The sequence below is a fragment of the Ruegeria sp. AL11 genome (assembly GCF_056540865.1).
The window spans coordinates 167,993-188,011 of record NZ_JBQFXO010000001.1; the positions used below are offsets into that span (position 1 = coordinate 167,993).

The following is a 20,019-nucleotide window of genomic DNA, read 5'->3' on the forward strand; positions in this document are numbered from 1 at the left end:
GGTTAGCGGGAATCAGGTAAAGAAAGGTTGAACCTCAGTAGTTATAGGTCAGCCCGGTCTTGATGGCCTCGCGCAGAGACGCCTCTGCCCAGGTGCCTTCGCCGCCACGGGCCTTGATTTCGCGCCATTGGGCAATGGCTAGATCGGTTTTCCCTTCGGCCACAAAGCCCTGAGCCATATAGCTGCGCGCCAGAAGGTTATCGGGGTTTGTGGCGATGGCTTGCTCGTAGTAGGCATTCGCCAGCTCAATGTTGCCCATCTTGCGGTGCGTGAAGCCCCAGTAGGTCAGAACGCGGTCATCGCTTTGATCGCTCATGACGCGCAGGATGTTCTGGGCGTTTTCCAACTGACCATCATAGGCCAGCTCACGAACGGCCTCATAGAGGTCCTCATCGGTGAAATTCGTAGCACTTGGTTTGACGCAGCGCCCGCGGTCTTCGCTCCAGACCCGACCGAACAGGCATTTCTTGGTCGTGTTGGTGGGCTTGGGGGGATTGGCACCGCCGCCACCGGCCGCGTGGGCTACTATGGGGGAAAAGGCGAAAGAGGTCAGTGCAATCGCGGATGCAAGAAGAATGCGCATAGTTTTAACTCCGTGGTCAGGTCTGCTCATTGAAATCATAGTGTGATCTTCAAAAAAGCTAACACCGGAGCTTTTCGATTTATTCACAAAGCAGACAGAATTTTTGTTCACGAAGTGCGTGATGATGCGAAAAGCGCCCGGTCGATGAGGGGCCGAGCGCTTTTCTGGGATGGTTTATTCGCCGAAGACACGCTCGAAAATCGTGTCGACATGCTTGGTGTGGTAGCCCAGATCGAATTTCTCTTCGATCTCTTCCACGCTGAGGGCAGCGGTCACCTCGGCATCGCCCAGAAGTTCGGTTTTGAAGTCCTTGCCTTCTTCCCAAACCTTCATCGCGTTACGCTGCACCAGACGGTAGGCATCTTCGCGGCTGACACCGGCTTGGGTAAGGGCCAGCAGCACGCGCTGGCTCATGACCAAACCACGGAATTTGTTCATGTTGGCCAGCATGTTTTCCGGGTAAACGACCAGCTTGTCGACCACGCTGGTCAGACGCGACAGCGCGAAGTCTAGCGTCACGGTGGTATCAGGGCCAATATTCCGCTCGACCGACGAGTGCGAGATGTCACGCTCATGCCACAGGGCCACGTTCTCCATCGCGGGCACGACGGCCATCCGGACCAGACGGGCCAGACCGGTCAGGTTTTCAGTCAGAACCGGGTTGCGCTTGTGCGGCATCGCCGAGGAGCCCTTTTGGCCTTTCGAGAAGAACTCTTCGGCTTCAAGAACCTCGGTCCGCTGCATGTGGCGGATTTCGATGGCGATGTTCTCGATGCTGCTGGCGATGACGCCCAGAGTGGCAAAGAAGGCCGCGTGGCGGTCGCGTGGGATGACCTGAGTGCTGATCGGTTCGGGCACCAGGCCCAACTGGTCGCAGACATGCTCTTCAACGCGGGGGTCGATATTGGCGAAGGTGCCGACCGCGCCGCTGATCGCGCCGGTGGCGATTTCTGCGCGCGCGTCACGCATACGAGACAGGTTGCGATCCATCTCGGCGTAGAAGCGGGCAAAGGTCAGGCCCATCGTTGTGGGCTCGGCGTGGATGCCGTGGCTGCGGCCGATGCGAACCGTGTCTTTGTGTTCGATGGCGCGGCGTTTCAGAGCGGCCAGCAACCCTTCGAGGTCTGCGATCAGAATATCGGCGGCGCGGGTCAGCTGCACGTTGAAGCACGTGTCCAGAACGTCTGAGCTGGTCATGCCTTGATGCACAAAGCGGGCTTCTTCGCTGCCCACATGCTCGGCCAGGTGAGTCAGGAAGGCGATGACGTCGTGCTTGGTGACGGCCTCGATTTCATCAATGCGGGCCACGTCGAATTCCACGTCCTTAGCTTTCCACACCGCGTCGGCGTTTTCACGCGGGATCACGCCCAGATCAGCCATGGCTTCGCAGGCATGCGCCTCGATCTCGTACCAGATGCGGAACTTGGTTTCGGGCGACCAGATGGCAACCATCTCGGGGCGGGAATAACGAGGAATCATTGGCAGCAGGACCTTATTGTGATTTGGCAGAGAGCGTTGCGGCGGGGTTTAACGCCGCAGGCGTATGGGAACAAGGCATGAGTGCCCGATTGCGGCGATCTGGCCGGGATATTGAAAATGACGACTGCACCGACAACATTGTCCGATTTCGAAGGGCGCTGGCGCCTGACGCGCACGATCCACGATGCGCGGGCCGGGCAGGTCGTGCAGGCAGAGGGAGAGGCCCAGCTGCTGCGATCCGAGGACGGGCTGATCTACACCGAAGAGGTGACGCTCAGCATCCCCGGCCAGCCTCCGATGAAAGGAACCCGCAAGTATTTATGGCGCGACGGTGGACATCGCGTGTTGATCCATTTCGACGACGGGCGGTTTTTCCATGCCTTGACGCTGGGCGAGCAAAACGCGTCGGACCACCATGATTGTGCGCCTGACAGTTACGATGCGGTCTATGATTTCCACGACTGGCCCCGCTGGTCGGTGCAATGGACGGTGAATGGGCCGCGAAAATCCTACGAAATGACCACAGACTATGCTGCGATAGCGTAATCATGTTGCAGTTTGAGCGCTGACAAGGCATTGCTGGTGCAGAAATCTTGGTCCGAATTGGGAGAAGTTAAGATGAATGTAAACGTTCTGGCCAATGCGTTTGGCCCGCGTGAAGGGACGGCGCTGCTTGTAAAGCAGGTTGTACTGGTCGCTCTGGGCATCGTGGCCCTGGCGGTTGCCGCGAAAATCAAAGTGCCGATGTGGCCTGTTCCGATCACCATGGGCACCTTTGCCGTTCTGACCATCGGCACCGCCTATGGCGCACGTCTGGGTCTGATCACCATGCTGGGCTACCTGCTGGTCGGCGCGCTGGGCTTTGACGTGTTCGCAGGTTCCACGGCCGAGAAATTCGGTCTGACCTACATGATGGGCGGCACCGGCGGCTATCTGGTCGGCTACCTGATGGCGACCGTTTTGCTGGGCGCTCTGGCCGCCCGCGGCTGGGACCGCTCGATTGCCAAACTGGCACTGGCGCTGTTGCTGGCCAACGTTCTGATCTACGTACCGGGCCTGCTGTGGCTGGGTCAGCTCTACGGTTGGGACAAGCCGATCCTGGAATGGGGCCTGACACCGTTCCTGCTGGGCGACGCCATCAAGCTGGGTCTGGCGGCCCTGCTGATCCCCGCCGTTTGGAAACTGGTCGGAGACGCGCGCAGCTAAGCGCCTGAGCCTGCTGAAATCCTAGCCCGCGCCCCGAGATCCGAGGCGCGGGTTTTTCTTTTCTAGGCAAGGCGGTGCTGGACAAGACCAGCCGCGACGGGCCAATCTGCGTTCAGTGAAATAATTAGGCAATTGAGATATGCGTATTCGTTTAAAGACGGCTCTGGCGGCCTGCGCGGCCCTTTGGGTCGGGGCGGCTGTGCCAGCTGCCGCAGATACCCCGGTGACTTATACCGACGCCGGGCGTGCGCTCTTCAGCTTTGCGGTGCCGGATTTCTGGGTGCTGCGCACAGGCGGTCCACGCGACATTGAAGACACCGAGCTGGGCGACCCCCGCGCTGTGGCGCGTGTGATGGGGTTCAAGCCGGTCACGGATGACACGGTCTGGATGGGCTTTGTCTCGCCGGCCGGAGTGACCAGTATTCAGGATGGGCTGCGTTATCTGGATGATATCGACAAGTTTCTGGTGAATGATCCTACGGTGACCAGCACCAGCGACACTCGGATTGCAGGGCTACCCGCCAAGGTGATCCGGGGCACAGGCACGCGAAATGGAGGCGTGAGTTTCACCGCCACCATCATTGATATGCCCCGTGGGCGCGTTGCGATCGCCGTTACGATCCTGCGGAATGGGGCCGATCCTGCCTATGTGGATGATCTGAACGCCGTGTTCGCGTCGTTCCGGTCGTTGCAATAGGAGGCTCAGATGACACGTAAACTGATGAAGCGATCCGTTGTTGTGTTGGGTCTGGGGATTTCAAGCCTGACGTTGGCGGCCTGTGATGGCGTCAGCGTCGGGGTAGGGGTCGGATATGGGTATGATCCCTTCTACGACTCGATGCTGTGGAACGACTACTACCACGACGTGGATGTGGATATCGATATCGACCGTCCGGACAGGCCGGATCGACCGCCGGTCAACAGACCTCCGGCACGTCCGACGCCGCCGATCGCAAAGCCTCCGGCGCGGCCACGGCCTCCGGTTGCGCGACCGCCAGCAGCGCGGCCTCCGATCCATCGGCCCGCGCCTCGCAGGGGCTGAGAAACGCAACGCTCAGGGGAGGAGTTCGGTCGTGATATGCGCCGAACCCTCCAACGTGCGATGCACCGGGCATTTGTCGGCGATTTCCAAAAGGCGGTCGCGCTGGGCCTGATCCAGTGGCCCTTCAAGCCGAATCTTGCGGCGGAACAGATCGACTTTGGCGTCCCCGTTCAGCCCTGCATCCTGCGCGTGGACCTTATTGTGACACACATCGACCGAAACACTGGTCAGCGGCCACTTCTTGCGCCGAGCATACATGCGGATCGTCATTGACGTGCAAGCCCCAAGCCCCGACGAGACAAAGCCGTAGGGCGACATACCGCGATCCGTGCCGCCGTATGATACGGGCTCATCCGCGACGACGTGATGGCGCGGTCCGGCTTGGATATCCTGCAGGAAGCCATTGGGATCGGCCTCGGTCACTCGGACAACACCTTCGGGCGCGCCTGGTGGCGGGGCAGGTGGGCGGAGTTCGATATAGCGCGAAACCCATGCTGAAATGACGTCAGCGGCATATTCGGCGTCTTTGGCCCGCGTGATCAGGTGATCGGCATCGTCGAGTGTCACGAAGCTCTTGGGGTGTTTGGCGGCCAAAAAGAGCGTGCTGGCGTTGTCGATGCTTACCGTTTCATCCCGCGGCGCGTGCAGGATCAAAAGCGCGGCCTTGAGGTCGGCAACCGAGGGGGTCAGCGCAGCCTCCGAAATATCATCGACAAAGGCCTTGCCGATGCGGAAGGGGCGACCGCCCAGAGAAACCTCGGCGCTGCCTTCTTGTTCGATCTCGGGCAGAGCCTGTTCGAAATGGTGCGAGACGTGTCCCGGATCGGCTGGTGCCCCAAGCGTTACCACCGCCTTGACCGAAGGAATGCCCGCCCGCGCGCGTAGAACCGCAGCGCCCCCCAGCGAATGCCCGATCAGCAATGCAGGGGCCATGTCTCGGTCCACAAGGTAGTGCGCGGCCGCGATCAGGTCTTCGACATTCGAGGTGAAGGTTGTATTTGCGAACTCGCCCTCGGAATGGCCCAGCCCTGTGAAATCAAAACGCAAAACGGCAATGCCCATTGCCGCCAAACGGGCCGAGATCCGACGCGCGGCAGGAATGTCCTTTGAGCAGGTGAAGCAATGCGCAAACAGAGCGGTCGCCAGGACGGGTCCTTCCGGCAGGTCGAGTCGCGCGGCCAGACGGCCGCCGTCGTGACCGGCAAAAGTGATGCGTTCGGTGGGCATGGCAGTTCCTTGGATTTCGGTATGGGATCAATAGTGTGCAGTTGTGCCGGATGTCTCAACCCCATTGTAGGAAGCGTCACGGGAAGGTGAGCAAAAACCAGTGAATATTTCGGTATTCACAAAATGTGATGATACACACATCAAATATTCGTTTTAATAATTGATCTCTTCCCCCCATCTTGCAGCCGTCACACCAAGCAAGACAAGGAGACCGAGATGACACATACGGCATGCACGCCGCGCCAGCCTAACCTCCGCGCTGATCTGCTGATCCTCATCGCGCTCAGCGCTGTATTGGGCTTTTCACTGGGCCAGAATTGGGAAAGGGCGACCCCGACCAGTGTCGAAGCCGCCCTTCCATCCGAGGATTGGCACGGGAATGTCCGGCGCTCGACCTGGCCGGACTGAGTGCTTACTCCAGCCCCATCAAGCGGGCGTCAAACGGGTATCTGGTCAGGTTCTCATAGCCGTCTTCGGTGATCAGAACCTGATCCTCCAGCTTGATCGAAAAGTCCCCACCGACCTCACCAACAGCGGCCTCGACGCACAGGACCATGCCGGGTTCGAGCGGGTAGTCATAAGCGCCCTCGACCGCTTTGTCCGGGTACGCGACCAGAGGCCATTCATCGCACAAGCCGACTCCATGCATCAGGCAGCCGTATTTCTGGGCCTGGAACTTGTCATCCAGCTTGTGTGCTTTGGCGGTAAGCTCAGGGATCATGACGCCGGGTTTCAGCATTTCCATGTTGGTCATGATATGCTCATGCGCGTGCTGCATGGCATAGACCATGTCCGGGCGCGGCTTCTGGTCACCGATCCACCATGTGCGAGAGATATCGATGCAGATCCCGTAGGATCCGACCAGATCGGTATCAAAGGCGATGATCTCGTTCTGTTGCGTGATACGCGGGCCGCACTCCTGGAACCACGGATTGGTGCGCTGACCCGAAGCCAGCAGGCGGGTTTCAATCCACTCGCCACCGCGACGGATGTTCTCGGCGTGCAAAACCGCCCAGATGTCATCTTCCGAGGTCTTGCCATCTCCAACATTGGCGCGGGCGAATTTCTCCATTTCGGCCACGGCGGTTTCGCAGGCGTGGCTGGCGCAGCGCATGGCCAGAATCTCATCCGGGCCTTTGATGGCGCGGGTCTTCTCGGTTAGCTCTTCGCCTTCCATTACCGCGAAACCCTGCGCCTCAAGTGCGCGCAGACCGTGCAGCATAATCTTGTCTACGGCCAGACGCTTGTTGCCGCCGCTATGTTCCTCGATCAGGATCCGCACCTCGTTCGAGAACACATCGGCTGCGACATCCACCTTGTCGCCTCGGTCGAAATAGAACAGGTCCGCTCCCGAGCGCTGCTCGCGCACAAGCGGGTTGAATTCGGACAGGAAGGGTGAGTTCTTGTAGTCCCAGATCACCATATACCCGTCAGCGCAAAGCAAAACGGCCCGGAATGGGTTGTGGGTGTTCCACAGCTGCATGTTCGTACTGTCGGTTGCATAGCGGATATTGAGCGGGTCAAAAATCAGCAACCCGCCATATCCACGATCCACAATGGCTTGGGTCAGACGCTTCCAGCGATGCTCACGCATACGCTCCAGGTTGGGCAGGGCCAGCCCGGCCGCGGCCCATTCCTCAAAGGCAAGCTGGGTGGGCCCGATTTCGATTCGGTCATTGTCATTCGGCGTACCATCGCCGAGCGTTGCGCCTCGGGTCGGGTCAATTTTACGCGTGTCGCGGTAATGCTGGTTCATGACTGGCCTCTGCTGGTTCACCCGAGAGGTATCAAACTTCGGTCTGGGGTGTCCCAGAAGAATACGACGGATTCTTGGTCGCTTTTTTGCCGACAGTCGGTCAGGCCAATGATAAGTGGATGGCATGGTTGCCATTTTACAGTCCAGTATCCCATACGATCCTAGCCAAACCCGTGCCTTGCCAGGCATTCAGCCCACCGATATGTCGGAATGGTTGCACCAGGACGATGCATTCGCTGCGCAGATGGCGCACCGTGCCGCCCTGTTGAAAAACCGGCGGGACGATGTTCTGACCCTGTCCCCCGAGGCGGAGCCAGCCGCGCAGGAGTTGATGCAGCTTGTTCTACGTCAAACCTACCCAGAGGCGACTGACTGCGCATTGCGCCCGGATGGCGTGCGTGTGCCGATTGATTTTGCAAACCCGTTGGATACGCTGTGCAATCTGGTGCAAGAGGATTTCTGCATCCTCCAGAAACACGGGGATGAGCATGTTCTGACCGGTGCGATCCTGTGCTTTCCGGCCAGTTGGCTCTTGCGTGAAAAGTTCATGCGGCCGTTGGTTGGAATTCATGTGCCCGTGGACAGCTATGATGACAATATCGCTCGTCGCGTGCAGCGTCTGTTTGACGGGATACAACCGGGGCGACCACTCTGGCGGTTCAATGCCCTATGGTACGACGACCCCGAGCTGCACCAGCCCCGTAGCGCCAGTGATCGGCGTGAAATCCGCGATCATGGTCGCGCCCCATATTTGCGTAGCGAACGTCAGACCCTTCTGCGCCTGCCGGAAACGCGCGCAGTGGTGTTTTCGATCCATACCTATGTTTTGGCAGCAAACCAGATGCCAGAAATGGAAAACCCCGCCTGATGGCGGGGCCTCCAAGGAGGGTCTTCGGTAGTTGGGTTACATGCCAAGCACGGTGGCGACATCGGCAAATGCATTGCTGGTGTTCAGCGCTACGATCGCAATGGTAAAGACCAGAACTTGCGTGTTCAGGCGGAAATCCTCGCCCCGGATCAGGTTGACTGCGGCCATCGACACAGCAATCGGAGCCGACATGCTGGCGACGACACCCGTCAGGCACCAGCTACTCAGCCGTAGGGCGTCGCTAGGGCGGTCGGATGTGTCCTCTTGCGGATCAGGCGTGGCCTGCGCCATCGGGTCATCTTCGGTGCGAAAGGCGATGCTCAGCAATTGCTCATCGGTCAGTTGGATGGGGCGGGGGGCAGGTTTGGCAATCTCGGACTCTTCGGGTTCCGGATAGTTCAACCCTGCAAACTGTCCGCTGACCGACTGAAAGATCTGTTTGCGATTTCTGGGTTTGGTCGGTGCGAGCGTGTCAAAGGCGCTCATGAACTGCTCGACTGTCAGAACCGTATGAGGCGACAGCCACTCCACCCGCTGGGATGAGCAGATGTCGACCATGCGATACAGGATAACCACCAGCATCAACTCCGAGATTTCGGAATCATCCAGCAAGGGGGACACTGGGGAGATGTTGATAACCAAACGGTTGCGAGGACGCGACGCAGACGGCCTGACCAAGGTTTTCAGGCCGGCGGCACGGTCCAGGCGCTCATGCCGGTCGTCGGGCTGCAGCTCCTCGGTCTCGAGCGTCAAACGAACGAGATACTGGCTGCAGACGATGCTGGCCTCTGTGTTGCTTAGCAGGGCCTTGCGCTCAACGAGGTGACCGTAATCTTCCAGGGTCGCAGCGACAATGGTTCCGAAACGCTCGACCGCGCCGTCGGTGTCGCCTGCAAACTGCAAGCCGCCATGATAGCTGTGCTTTTTGGTCACTGCGCATTCCTTTGTCGCAAACCGTCTTGGGCATCATTCTAAAGCGCGATGTGGGGCAGAATTTGACGAAATTACAAAAAAATCGAAATTCAGATGGATTGACTACGCTTTGGAAACCAAGCGATTGAGGCTTTTTCCGTGCAACTATGGCGATATTGTGGCTGAACTGTGAGGGGTGCGCGGCGGGATCGCGGCCGGGCTATCCATCGATTCGGGCAGCCATTATCGCGATAGATTGCTGGTAGACCGAGGCGGCGTTCCACTGCTGGATAACCTTGAAATTTGGCTGCCCCGGCTGGTAGCCGCGACCGGGTTTCCAGCCCTTCTTGCGCAGAAAATTGGCGGTTGAGGCCAGCGCATCCGTCATGTTGTAGAAGTCCACACGTCGGTCCCCCGTGGCATCGACACCATAGGTCAGCGCGTTGCCGGGCAGAAACTGCGTATGACCCAGTTCGCCATGTTTTGCCCCCTTTGTCGCCATGGTGATACTACCCTGATCGACCAGTTTTAGTGCCCCAATTGCATGGGGAATAAAGAACTCAGATCGGCGACAATCATACGCCAGAGTAGTTATTGCTGACACAACCTGACTGTCGCCCATAAAACCCCCAAAGCCGGTTTCCATACCGTGGATGGCGATCAAAACCCCGGCGGGAACTCCATATTGGCGTTCCAACGCGGCATAGAATTCCGGGTTTCTGGCCTTACGTTTGCGTCCCTGCGCAACGATGGTATCGGCCCCGCGCACGCGCATGAATTTGTCCAGCGAGTATTTGAAGCTTTTCTGGTTGCGATCCGCGGCAATGGTTCCGGTCGCATATTGCGTCTGTGCTAGGGCTTGCAGACCATTCTTCTTTACCCCGGATTTCTTGGCCTGCCTGGCAAAATCAGCTTTCCAGGCCTCGAACCCGGCACTGGTGTTCCCACAGGGGGCTGCGAGACCAAGCGTCGGTGCAGACAGGGCGAGCGTCAGGGTTAGAATGCGCAACATCAGGTCAATTCCTTCATACAATCTGCACCAAGGCTAACCGCCAGCCCTTGCTTCGCAAAGGGCTTAATACAGGTCCAACTCACCTGCCTGCTTGAGGTCTTCGAACCATTCATCGGGCGTTCTGTCGATCTTGGCGTGTTTTACCATCATCGCGTTCATATTCGGCAGGTCCGAGGAGTCAGGCCAGTTCTCCGGCTGCCAGAGGTTGGAGCGGATGACGCATTTGGGGCAGTGGGCAAAGGCGGTTTCGACATGGACCAGCAGCGCCAGCTTGGGCGCTTTGCCTTTGATAGCCATGGTCCTCAAGAGCGTTTCATCGGCACAGATACGCGCCGTACCGCGAAGGCGCAGCGTCTCCATCTTGCCGGGGACGAAGAAGATCACACTGACGCGTGGGTCCTTCAGAACGTTGTGAAAAGTGTCGACGCGTTTGTTGCCGGGTCGGTCTGGAATGGCGAGCATCTGGTCCGAGATGACACGCACGAACCCTTCGGGGTCGCCACGCGGAGAGATATCGAGATACCCGTCCGGGTTGGCTGACGCGATCAGGCAGAAGGTGGACCTGTCGATGAAGTCCCGGCACATCTGATCCAGAGCCGAAAGTTCCTTTGCGATGATCTGAGGCAATGGCGCGCCGGTGATGCCTTCCAGCTGTTCAGCCGAGGTCACATATTCGGTGAATTGCGCGAACGGGTCATCGGGTGACATGCGCTCTCTCCCAACCTGTTTTGACGGCCAGTTTGAAAGATCACGCCATATGAGACAAGGGCGCCCGAATGGACGCCCTTGGAATGGTAGGTCTGCAACCGGCTTAGCAGCTGTAGTACATGCCGTATTCTACCGGGTGCGGAGTGTGCTCGTAGGTTTCGACCTCTTCCATCTTCAGTGCGATGTAGCCGTCGATCTGGTCTTTGGTGAACACGTCGCCCTGCAGCAGGAAGTCGTGATCGGATGCCAGAGCTTCCAGAGCCTCACGCAGCGAGCCGCAAACGGTCGGGATGTCGGCCAGTTCTTCAGCAGGCAGATCGTACAGGTTCTTGTCCATGGCTTCGCCCGGATCGATCTTGTTCTTGATGCCGTCCAGACCAGCCATAAGCAGTGCAGCAAACGCCAGGTAGGGGTTCGCAGCTGGGTCAGGGAAGCGAGCCTCGACGCGCTTGGCTTTCGGGCTTTCGGTCCACGGAATACGGACACAACCCGAACGGTTACGAGCCGAGTAGGCGCGCAGAACAGGTGCTTCGAAGCCCGGGATCAGACGCTTGTAGCTGTTGGTCGAAGGGTTGGTGAAGGCGTTCAGGGTTTTCGCGTGCTTCAAAACACCGCCAATGAAGTACAGTGCTTCGTCTGACAGGTCGGCGTATTTGTCGCCAGCGAACAGAGGCTTGCCGTCTTTCCAGATCGACATGTTCACGTGCATGCCGGTGCCGTTGTCACCAGCGATTGGCTTCGGCATGAAGGTGGCCGATTTGCCGTAGGCGTGTGCAACGTTGTGGATGACGTATTTGTACTTCTGCAGCTCGTCGGCTTGCTTAGTCAGGCTGTCAAAGATCAGGCCCAGCTCGTGCTGACAGGACGCAACCTCGTGGTGGTGCTTGTCCACTTTCATGCCCAGACGCTTCATGGTCGACAGCATTTCCGAGCGCAGGTCTTGCGCTTCGTCAACGGGGTTCACAGGGAAGTAACCGCCCTTGACGCCCGGACGATGGCCCATGTTGCCCATCTCGTACTCGGTGTCGGTGTTCCACGACGCGTCGGTTGCATCAACTTCGTAGGATACCTTGTTGATACTGTTCGAGAAACGGACGTCGTCGAACAGGAAGAATTCGGCTTCTGGGCCCATGTAGGCTGCATCACCGATGCCCGAGGATTTCAGGTAAGCTTCAGCTTTCTGAGCGGTGCCGCGCGGGTCACGCTCATAGGCTTCGCCGGTGTCGGGCTCAACAATCGAGCAGTGCAAGCAGATGGTCTTTTCCGCATAGAACGGGTCGACATAGGCGCTTTCGGTGTCAGGCATCAGTTTCATGTCCGATGCTTCGATCGACTTCCAGCCCGCAATGGACGAACCGTCGAACATGAAGCCTTCTTCCAGAAAGTCTTCATCGACTTGGTCGGCCATGATGGTTACGTGCTGAAGCTTGCCGCGCGGGTCGGTGAACCGGATGTCGACGTACTCTGCGCCTTCTTCCTTGATCAGCTGAAGAACTGCGTCCTTGCTCATTCTCTTGTTTCCTCTGAGTTGAAGATGGGTGTGTTACAGGGCTTCCGAACCGGTCTCGCCGGTACGAATGCGAATGGCTTGCTCGACAGGCGAGACAAAGATCTTGCCGTCACCGATCTTGTCGGTTTTCGCGGCCGAGACGATGGCTTCGATCGCGGCGTCAACCTGATCGTCGTCCAATACGACCTCAACTTTTACTTTGGGCAGAAAGTCGACGACATATTCCGCGCCGCGATACAGCTCGGTGTGACCCTTCTGGCGGCCAAAGCCTTTGACTTCGATCACGCTGAGACCCTGGACACCAACGTCCTGCAGTGCCTCTTTCACTTCGTCCAGTTTGAACGGCTTGATGATCGCTTCGATCTTTTTCATTCCGGCTCACCTTGCATGGTTGTCTGAGGTGCAGTGATCACGTCTAAAGGGATGCAGCAATCCGATTGCGCGCTTCGGCGTGATCTGGTGCATTGAAAAAAGGCGCATGGTCAAATTTTGATCGGTTTGCACAAAAAGTAATCGAAATTGAATCGCGTGAGGAATTGAGATGGTTGATTTGCTGACGGCTGCGCAGATGGGTGCGCTGGAACGGGCGGCCATCGACTCGGGCGAGGTGACCGGGCTGGAGCTGATGGAGCGCGCGGGTCAGGGCGTTGTGGACGCGATCTTCGAGGAATGGCCAGAGCTGAGGGATCGAGGGGCCAGCCCCTCGAGCTCCCCGGGATATTTAAGGCCAGATAAAGGGGATCCCTTGCGAGCCATGGTGCTGTGCGGGCCTGGGAACAATGGGGGCGACGGGTTTGTGGTGGCGCGGCTGCTTCGACAACGGGGGTGGGCGGTTGAGGTGGTCTTGTTTGGCGACCCGTCAAAACTGCCTGAGGACGCGCGGACGAATTATGAGCGGTGGGGTGGAACAACACGCGCGGCTGCGGATTTGGGGGATGAGGACTTGCGCCATCCGGATGTGTCGATTGATGCGCTGTTTGGGACAGGGTTGGCGCGGCCAATCGACGATGCTGCGCTTTGGGAACGCCTTTGGTCGCATGATGATGCAGCAGATGCCTGGGCTTTGCGGCGACAGGGGCGCGGTACAGAAATCGTGCCGCCGCGGACGGTTGCGATTGATCTGCCCTCGGGGCTTTGTTCAGACTCAGGAATGGTTTTGGGGGGTGCGTTTCCGGCACATGGCCGGCGCTGTGCCCGCTCTGCCCTGACGGTCACGTTTCATTCGCGCAAACTTGGGCATGTGCTGGAGGATGGGGCGTCCTATTGCGGGAAGCTGGTCGTCAAGGATATCGGGCTTAAGGGTGAGCCGAGCGCGCCCGAGGTGGTGACGGCGGTTCAGCAGCCGTCTGGCGAGGAGTTAGGGAAGGGAGCGCCAGGCCACAAATACGCGCATGGGCATGCTTTGATTCTGACGGGTGGGTTTGGAAAAACCGGAGCCGCGCGACTTTCGGGACGGGGGGCGTTACGGATTGGGGCAGGTTTGGTGACACTGGGTGTGCCGCCCTCAGCGCAGGTGGAGGTGGCCTCTCAGATCACGGCCCTTATGATGAAGCGGGTCGAAGTGGGCGACGACCTGCGCGACATTCTAAAGGATCATCGACTTAACGCTTTGTGTCTTGGCCCTGGACTGGGCGTTGAGCGGGCGGTGGATCTAGTACCTGTTGCCCTCGCGGCGAAGCGCGCGACGGTGTTGGACGCGGACTCGCTGACGGCATTTGCCGAAGACCCCTCGGCCTTGTTCGCTCAGCTGCGTGAGGCGTGTGTTCTGACGCCTCACGGCGGCGAGTTTGCGCGGCTGTTTCCTGATATTGCCGAGAAGCTCTCGGCCCGATCGACCCGAGGTCCTGCCTTTTCTAAGGTGGATGCAACGCGTGAGGCTGCAAAGCGTGCGGGCTGTGTGGTGCTGTTCAAAGGGCCAGATACAGTGATCGCCGCCCCGGACGGGCGGTGTTCGGTTCATTCGGCGCAGTATGAGCGCGCGGCCCCTTGGCTGGCGACAGCTGGGTCCGGGGATGTGTTAGCCGGTTTCATCACCGGATTATTGGCTCGGGGGTTCGACGCGATGGGCGCGGCGGAGACGGCGGCGTGGCTTCATGTGGAATGCGCGCGCCAGTTCGGTCCCGGATTAATCGCTGAAGATCTGCCTGAGGTCTTGCCTGATGTTTTTAAGTGTATGAATATGTAAGTGCGTCTTGCGGGATCGGGATGCGAAAATCACATCTGATCGCGCGTTCGTTACAGGAGTTTCCCTATGCGCATAGCGGCTATTTGCTGCGCTCATGAGAAGCCGTCAGATTTTTCTTGAGGGCAGCCCGTTCTTTTTGCGGGAAGGCAGTTAGATGATTGAATTAAAACAACTTATCTTGATTGCGCCAAGGTATTCTGTTGCAGATTCGTCACCTTCTTTCGGTGTAAGGCGCGCCCCATTGGAACGGCTCGGTGTGGTGAGCATGTGAGCAAGACCTAATAACAAACCCTTTCAAGGTGAGTGACATGACCCTTAACCTGAAAACCTCGTCTGTTGCGGCGCTTTTGGCGGCGACCACGGCCATTCCAGCAGCGGCTGAGCTGAAATACGAAAACAATAGCGGCGGATATGTAGAGCTCTATGGGCAGTTCAACCCCGCGCTGATCTCAGTTGACGACGGACAAGACACCGAGACACGTTTGCTGGACAACGACCTGTCCAACAGCCGTGTTGGCTTGCGCCTTATGCAGCCCTACGGCGACAACGAGTTTACGTTTCGGCTCGAAACCGGACTAGGACTGCCAAACTCGAGCGAATGGAACCAGCTGGGTACGGATTTCAGCGGCTGGACGCGGGAAGACATCCGTCACGTGGATTTTGCGCTGAAGGGCGGCTACGGCAAGTTCTCAGCGGGGCAGGGCAGCATGGCTTCGGACGGGGCGGCTGAGACGGACCTGTCTTATGTTGGAACGGCCCTCTATTCCTTCACCAACGATGAAAACTCGGGCTTCTTCTATCGCGGAACCGATGGGGTACTCAGCGACATTACGGTCGGTGACTCCAGCAGCAACTTTGACGGTGGCCGCCGGACGCGCGTGAGGTACGATACGCCTGACTTCAACGGGTTCAGTGCAGCTGTCGCCTATGGTGAAAACGCGCTCTCCAGCAGTGACGATGACACGTATTACGACTTTGCGATCGCGTATAACAACACCTTTGCCGGTGGCGTCGAGTTTGCTGCCAGCGTGGCCTATGCAGTGCGAGACTTCGACAATGTATCGGGAGAGCGCAAGGATACCATAGGATCTGCATCGGTTCTGCTGCCCAGCGGGTTCAGCTTCACAGCTGCTGCAGGGTCGCGGCACGACACCGCAAGTGGCGCATCGGATCCAAGCTTCTGGTACGCAAAAATTGCCTACGAGGGCGACTGGGTGGCCTGGGGTAAAACCGGTGTGGGCATCGACTACTACGATGGGTCAGACTTCAACAATGATGGGTCGGACACCAAAGCATGGGGTATCGCTGTTGTGCAGCGGATCGACTCGATCAACACGGATGCCTACCTGAAATACCGCAACCACGATTTCGAAGATGGGACGTCGTTCGACAAGAACGAAGCCTGGGTCTTGGGCGCGCGCTGGCAGTTCTGATCAGCGATAGATGTTTCACAAAACGCTCCGGTTCCAGCTGGGGCGTTTTTTTTGCTGTTGAAGATGGTAAAACCGGGGTGATCCGGGCATTGCCCCCTTGCACGTGGGCGGCTGGGCAAATAGAAGGCGTCAAATTTGCCCGGCGCGCCGTTTTGCGCGCCCCGAATCCTATGGGGACTACCATAATGCAGGTTACCGAGACGCTGAACGAAGGTCTGAAACGCGGCTACAACATCGTTGTGACCGCAGCCGAGCTGGACGACAAGGTCAACGAGAAACTGACCGAAGCGCAGCCCGAGGTCGAAATGAAGGGTTTCCGCAAAGGCAAGGTGCCGATGGCGCTGCTGAAAAAGCAGTTCGGCCAGCGTCTGCTGGGCGAAGCCATGCAGGAAACCATCGACGGTGCGATGAACAAGCACTTCGAAGACAGCGGCGACCGCCCTGCGCTGCAGCCTGAAGTCAAGATGACCAACGAGGACTGGAAAGAAGGCGACGATGTCGAGGTCGCAATGTCCTATGAGGCGCTGCCTGAAATCCCCGAGGTCGACCTGAAATCGGTTGAGCTGGAAAAGCTGGTCGTCAAAGCGGACGACGCAGCCGTTGAAGAAGCGCTGAACAACTTGGCCGAAACCGCGCAGGACTTCAAAGCGCGCCGCAAGGGTTCGAAAGCCAAAGACGGCGACCAGATCGTGTTCGACTTTGTCGGCAAGGTTGATGGCGAAGAATTCGAAGGTGGCTCGGCCGAAGACTACCCGCTGGTTCTGGGCTCCAACAGCTTCATCCCTGGTTTCGAAGAGCAACTGGTTGGTGTGAAAGCCGAGGAAGAAAAAGACGTCAACGTTACCTTCCCCGAGGAATACGGTGCCGAGCATCTGGCCGGTAAAGACGCTGTCTTCACCTGTACCATCAAAGAAGTGAAAGAGCCGGTTGCAGCCGAGATCAACGACGAGCTGGCAACCAAATTCGGTGCCGAGGATCTGGAAGCTTTGAAGGGCCAGATCTCCGAGCGTCTGGAAGCCGAATATGCCGGTGCCGCACGCGCTGTCATGAAGCGTGGTCTGCTCGACGCGCTGGACACCAAAGTGTCGTTCGATCTGCCTCCGTCGCTGGTTGAAGCCGAAGCCAAGCAAATCGCACACCAGCTGTTCCACGAGGAAAACCCGGATGTGGAAGGTCACGACCACGGCGAGATCGAGCCTTCGGATGAGCACAACAAACTGGCCGAACGCCGCGTGCGTCTGGGCCTGCTGCTGGCAGAGCTGGGTCAGAAGGCCGAGGTAGAAGTTACCGATGCTGAGATGACTCAGGCGATCATGAACCAGGCGCGTCAGTACCCGGGGCAAGAGCGTCAGTTCTTTGAGTTCGTTCAGCAGAACGCACAGATGCAGCAGCAGCTGCGCGCGCCGATCTTCGAAGACAAGGTCGTCGACTACGTGTTCGAACTGGCTCAGGTATCTGACAAAGAAGTCAGCAAGGACGACCTGCAAAAAGCCGTTGAGGCATTGGAAGAGGAATAATCCTCTTCCCCCCTTTCGGGGCGCCAAAAAAGAAGCGGAGCCGCCTGATCAGGGCGACTCCGCTAGGGTGGCTTTGTACTATGAGGTGAGGGGGTCAGGCCTCATGAGCAAAAGCACGGGGGGTATGTAGCAGAGCAGTCTTCTGCTCTGGCGTCAAGGTGTTGGAGAGCGTCTCGATGAGCCTCAGAACATCTTGCCGTTCGGCCTCATTCCGCGCTGCGTTCATCTGCTCCACAAAGTACTTCTCAAGCTCTGTGAGCGGCTTGTGGTCGCGATTTGCAGGGTTCTGTTCAACCTGCTTCTTTCTGTTGAACAGCTCGAGCGCCTTGTCTTCTTCCAGGAAAACGTCGGTTTTGATGCCTGCAAAGTCCCGAATGGCGTCGATGCGCTCATCGGTGCAATCCAGAAGGGCGGCAAGGGCCGAGACTTTGCCCATCGGCACGGTTTTACCCACATAGTCATAGGGCGCACAGTTCGACCGTTTCAGAACCCGATCCATGATCGGGTCAATCACGGTGATGATGTCCTGAATACCGGCGTTCTTTGCATATTCCAGCGAACCGATCATTAGCTCACAGGTTGCGTAAGAAACCGAGTTCTTGTCTTTGCCGCGGTTCAGCCGTTGGGTGTCGACGCAGAAGCGGGTGGATTCCCACATTGTCGCGCTGCGGATCGGAGGTTCGCCGTCAAGGATGGCCGAGAATACGTCCGACAACATGTGCGGTCCGGTGGTCTGCAGGGCGCGCACGGCTGCGACGACATTCCCCCCGTCGTCGAGTCCGATTACGTATGCAGGATCAAGATGATCGAATTCATCGATTTCTTTGCCGTCTTCGATTTTGACGTCCCAGCCCAAGCGCTCGCCGAATACGCGCGCGCGCAGTTCAAACATTTCGTCAAGAACGTCGCTGAATTGGTGTCTGTTCAGCCCATCTACTACGATGATCATGGTTTCCCCCTTCGAGTGGTTGTTCGGTAAACCGATCGTTACTCGTTTGAAGGGAGATTTCTATTGGGGGTTTCCCGTATTTTGGCCGAATTGTGTGATTTTTGTGTTTATCCCGGGGTGATAAGCCCGATCGCGATCGCCCGCCCAACGGCCTGAGGCGTCGTCAAAGCGCTGAGTTTTTCGCGGCTGGAGCGCAGATGAACCTCAACCGTGCGGTGCGAGATCGACAGAATGTCGCCGATATCCTGCTGAGATTTCCCTGCCGCCACCCATTGCAGGATCTCGGCCTCGCGGGTCGAGAGGTTCGGGTGATAAAGCGCACCTGTCAGCTCATCCGAGGTCACCACGTTGTCATGGATATGCACGGCCATGGACTGCAGATCGCTGATCACATGGGTATACAGCTTACGCCATTCTTCCTTGGAGCAATCCCGCGTCGCGCTCAGGAACCCGATATCCCCGTATGGGCCGCGAACCGGTATCGTAACGCCTTGATTGGACAAGCCAAAATCATGTGCATCGCGGAATACGCGTTGGAAGTCGGGGCTGCGTTCCAGGCGGCTCCAATCAACGGGGGCGATGCTGCGTTTTGCCATGTGAAGTGTCGGGTCAATCATGACCAGACCCTGTTTCTGGTAATGCTCGTTCCAGGCATCATCATAGGTCACAAAGCCAGCAACTTTGCCCGCAGCGGGGTTCATCCCAGCGTAGGCGGCGTGATCCATATCGTGTTTTTCGCACACTTGCTTCAGAAACTCGGTGTACCGAGTTTCTGAGTCCGGCAGAGTGCTCAGATCAACGATCTCCATCTTTCGCCTACGACCTGCGGCTTATCTTGAAGTCCAGTGGTGTGGCCGGACTTGCAATTTACCTAGAGTGGAACCCAACTTACCTCACGGCAATCAGGACATCACATAATTCAAAACATGACAAGTCAATGCAGGAAATGTCTAAGCTTTTGGCGTGTTGTTTCAAGCTATAGAGCATTTTTGTCACTATTTTGCCCAAACTGCTAACAGCGTCTAGGGTCTAGGGCGCGGGTCGTAGCCCTGTTTCTACGAGCATTCCGCGCGCCTTTGCTTCGGGGTAAAACCCTTTGGCGTAAAGGAAAATCGCGCGTTGTTGATCTCCGTCCGCCAGCATCCAGGCACCTTTCAGGTACTTGCCTGCATATTCAAGATTTGTGTCTGCATTCAGCAAACCTTGGGCATTTCCCTTGTATCCCATCGAACGTGCGGTAGCGGGTAGGATCTGCAAAAGCCCGTAATACGGCCGGTTTACAGCCCATGGCCTGTGCGTGCTTTCGCGTATCGCAAGTTTGTGGACCAGCTCTCTGGGGAGTTCGTAGTGATCGGCCCATTTGTTGATTGAGGCCCTCAGCTCGGGCGTTTCGTTGGGGTAGAGCGGCGGATCGAAGGGATCGGCGTCACCGCGTGAAACCTCGGCACCGCTGCACGCGGCGAGGGCAGACAGGGCAAGGAAAGCGATGATGCTGCGACGAGAGAATAGGGCCATCAAACTACTCCGAACTTCAGGCGGCGATCATATGGATCACGGGTCTTGTCGCAACCTTAGCTTTAAAATTTGGCTGAATTTTGCTGGTTCCGATACGAAAAAGGGCCGCGCGAGTGG

General features: G+C 57.9%; 21 protein-coding genes. 9 read left to right on the forward strand and 12 right to left on the reverse strand.

What is annotated here, in order from left to right:
• Nucleotides 1–34: 34 nt before the first annotated feature.
• Together ACR0IP_RS00830 and purB are read right to left on the reverse strand one after the other, a co-directional pair.
• Nucleotides 35–583: a tetratricopeptide repeat protein gene (locus tag ACR0IP_RS00830; protein ID WP_170688876.1), complete on the reverse strand. Its 549-nt coding sequence runs from the start codon at nt 581–583 to the stop codon at nt 35–37.
• 174 nt (nt 584–757) lie between these two features.
• On the reverse strand, nt 758–2,062 hold the full coding sequence (gene purB, locus ACR0IP_RS00835; RefSeq protein ID WP_170458892.1) for an adenylosuccinate lyase: 1,305 nt from the start codon (nt 2,060–2,062) through the stop codon (nt 758–760).
• Nucleotides 2,063–2,179: 117 nt separating this feature from the next.
• Here purB and ACR0IP_RS00840 point away from each other — a divergent pair, with 117 nt between their 5' ends.
• The 4 genes from ACR0IP_RS00840 (at nt 2,180) to ACR0IP_RS00855 (ending at nt 4,310) form a co-directional block, all read left to right on the forward strand.
• Nucleotides 2,180–2,608, forward strand: a complete 429-nt coding sequence (locus tag ACR0IP_RS00840; protein WP_170688875.1) for a DUF6314 family protein — start codon at nt 2,180–2,182, stop codon at nt 2,606–2,608.
• 72 nt (nt 2,609–2,680) lie between these two features.
• Nucleotides 2,681–3,268, forward strand: coding sequence for a biotin transporter BioY (locus ACR0IP_RS00845; protein WP_170374059.1), 588 nt, complete (start codon nt 2,681–2,683; stop codon nt 3,266–3,268).
• 139 nt (nt 3,269–3,407) lie between these two features.
• A complete protein-coding gene (locus ACR0IP_RS00850; protein WP_480523269.1) occupies nt 3,408–3,965 on the forward strand; it encodes a hypothetical protein in 558 nt (185 codons plus the stop codon).
• A 9-nt stretch (nt 3,966–3,974) separates the two neighbouring features.
• Nucleotides 3,975–4,310, forward strand: a complete 336-nt coding sequence (locus tag ACR0IP_RS00855) for a hypothetical protein (protein ID WP_170688873.1) — start codon at nt 3,975–3,977, stop codon at nt 4,308–4,310.
• Between the two features lie 12 nt (nt 4,311–4,322).
• On the opposite strand, the gene ACR0IP_RS00860 is transcribed toward ACR0IP_RS00855, so the two are convergent.
• Nucleotides 4,323–5,537, reverse strand: a complete 1,215-nt coding sequence (locus ACR0IP_RS00860; protein WP_170688872.1) for a bifunctional alpha/beta hydrolase/OsmC family protein — start codon at nt 5,535–5,537, stop codon at nt 4,323–4,325.
• Between the two features lie 216 nt (nt 5,538–5,753).
• Between ACR0IP_RS00860 and ACR0IP_RS00865 the strand changes: the two genes are divergently transcribed.
• Nucleotides 5,754–5,945, forward strand: coding sequence for a hypothetical protein (locus ACR0IP_RS00865; protein WP_170688871.1), 192 nt, complete (start codon nt 5,754–5,756; stop codon nt 5,943–5,945).
• A gap of 4 nt (nt 5,946–5,949) precedes the next feature.
• Here ACR0IP_RS00865 and dddP read toward each other — a convergent pair whose 3' ends face one another.
• Nucleotides 5,950–7,293: a dimethylsulfonioproprionate lyase DddP gene (gene dddP / locus ACR0IP_RS00870; protein WP_480523271.1), complete on the reverse strand. Its 1,344-nt coding sequence runs from the start codon at nt 7,291–7,293 to the stop codon at nt 5,950–5,952.
• Between the two features lie 124 nt (nt 7,294–7,417).
• On the opposite strand from dddP, the gene ACR0IP_RS00875 reads away from it, so the two are divergent.
• On the forward strand, nt 7,418–8,161 hold the full coding sequence (locus tag ACR0IP_RS00875) for a heme-dependent oxidative N-demethylase family protein (protein WP_170688869.1): 744 nt from the start codon (nt 7,418–7,420) through the stop codon (nt 8,159–8,161).
• 36 nt (nt 8,162–8,197) lie between these two features.
• Here the strand turns inward: ACR0IP_RS00875 and ACR0IP_RS00880 are convergent, their stop codons facing one another.
• The 5 genes from ACR0IP_RS00880 to ACR0IP_RS00900 all read right to left on the reverse strand — a co-directional run bounded on the left by ACR0IP_RS00880 (nt 8,198) and on the right by ACR0IP_RS00900 (nt 12,675).
• Entirely contained in the window at nt 8,198–9,094 is an 897-nt protein-coding gene (locus ACR0IP_RS00880) for a hypothetical protein (protein WP_480523273.1), read from the reverse strand.
• Nucleotides 9,095–9,293: 199 nt separating this feature from the next.
• Nucleotides 9,294–10,085, reverse strand: a complete 792-nt coding sequence (locus ACR0IP_RS00885; protein ID WP_480523275.1) for a lytic murein transglycosylase — start codon at nt 10,083–10,085, stop codon at nt 9,294–9,296.
• Between the two features lie 63 nt (nt 10,086–10,148).
• Nucleotides 10,149–10,793: an MSMEG_1061 family FMN-dependent PPOX-type flavoprotein gene (locus ACR0IP_RS00890; RefSeq protein ID WP_480523277.1), complete on the reverse strand. Its 645-nt coding sequence runs from the start codon at nt 10,791–10,793 to the stop codon at nt 10,149–10,151.
• Nucleotides 10,794–10,896: 103 nt separating this feature from the next.
• The gene (glnA, locus tag ACR0IP_RS00895) at nt 10,897–12,303 is read right to left on the reverse strand and encodes a type I glutamate--ammonia ligase (RefSeq protein ID WP_480523279.1); all 1,407 of its coding nucleotides are present in this window, start codon (nt 12,301–12,303) and stop codon (nt 10,897–10,899) included.
• 33 nt (nt 12,304–12,336) lie between these two features.
• Nucleotides 12,337–12,675, reverse strand: a complete 339-nt coding sequence (locus tag ACR0IP_RS00900; protein ID WP_170325301.1) for a P-II family nitrogen regulator — start codon at nt 12,673–12,675, stop codon at nt 12,337–12,339.
• A gap of 169 nt (nt 12,676–12,844) precedes the next feature.
• Between ACR0IP_RS00900 and ACR0IP_RS00905 the strand changes: the two genes are divergently transcribed.
• From ACR0IP_RS00905 to tig, 3 genes are all read left to right on the forward strand, one after another.
• On the forward strand, nt 12,845–14,488 hold the full coding sequence (locus tag ACR0IP_RS00905) for an NAD(P)H-hydrate dehydratase (RefSeq protein WP_480523281.1): 1,644 nt from the start codon (nt 12,845–12,847) through the stop codon (nt 14,486–14,488).
• Nucleotides 14,489–14,796: 308 nt separating this feature from the next.
• Nucleotides 14,797–15,921 carry a porin gene (locus tag ACR0IP_RS00910; RefSeq protein ID WP_480523283.1) on the forward strand — a complete coding sequence of 375 codons (1,125 nt, stop codon included), beginning with the start codon at nt 14,797–14,799 and terminating at the stop codon, nt 15,919–15,921.
• Nucleotides 15,922–16,106: 185 nt separating this feature from the next.
• Nucleotides 16,107–17,438, forward strand: a complete 1,332-nt coding sequence (gene tig / locus ACR0IP_RS00915) for a trigger factor (protein WP_170660300.1) — start codon at nt 16,107–16,109, stop codon at nt 17,436–17,438.
• 94 nt (nt 17,439–17,532) lie between these two features.
• Here the strand turns inward: tig and ACR0IP_RS00920 are convergent, their stop codons facing one another.
• From ACR0IP_RS00920 to ACR0IP_RS00930, 3 genes are all read right to left on the reverse strand, one after another.
• Nucleotides 17,533–18,387, reverse strand: a complete 855-nt coding sequence (locus ACR0IP_RS00920; protein ID WP_480523285.1) for an acyl-homoserine-lactone synthase — start codon at nt 18,385–18,387, stop codon at nt 17,533–17,535.
• Between the two features lie 107 nt (nt 18,388–18,494).
• Entirely contained in the window at nt 18,495–19,196 is a 702-nt protein-coding gene (locus tag ACR0IP_RS00925; protein ID WP_170374044.1) for an autoinducer binding domain-containing protein, read from the reverse strand.
• A 220-nt stretch (nt 19,197–19,416) separates the two neighbouring features.
• Complete coding sequence (locus ACR0IP_RS00930) at nt 19,417–19,902, reverse strand: lytic transglycosylase domain-containing protein (RefSeq protein WP_170374043.1); 486 nt, start codon at nt 19,900–19,902, stop codon at nt 19,417–19,419.
• Nucleotides 19,903–20,019 lie beyond the last annotated feature (117 nt).